Source organism: Oleiphilus sp. HI0061, from assembly GCF_001635675.1.
Map to the genome: position 1 here is coordinate 1 of NZ_LWFE01000745.1, position 405 is coordinate 405.

General features: G+C 41.5%; 1 protein-coding gene. It reads right to left on the minus strand.

The annotated features are described in order from the left end of the window. A partial coding sequence (locus A3735_RS09205) for an MFS transporter (protein WP_197485788.1) occupies positions 1-367 on the minus strand: 367 nt, incomplete at its 3' end. Positions 368-405 lie beyond the last annotated feature (38 nt).

Consider the following 405-nt stretch of genomic DNA (forward strand, 5'->3'; position numbering starts at 1 on the left):
CTGCAAGCAGCCCTGTTACGACCCACCTGAAAGCAGTCAGCAATAAAGAAATAGCCATAATCAAACGTATCGAATGTAAGCCAAACCAACGGTGCATATAAATGAAGAGAAGCACTTCAGCAATAACACCTAAGCTCCATAGCACCCCAACCTGCGCAGTGCTATAACCCAAAGATTCCATGTAGATACTAAAATAAGTGTAGTAAGCGCCGTGAGAAACCTGCAATAAAAAGCAGACGATAAAGAATTGCTGAATATCACGTCGCTTTAAATACACCATAAAGCCATGGCTAGCTTCATCATGGCTTTGCGTTCTTTTCGGTTCCTCAAAATGAACTAAGCTGCTAACAAAAATCAACGCGATCACACAGAGCAAACTTATAGGAAAATATGCAATCCCCCAAA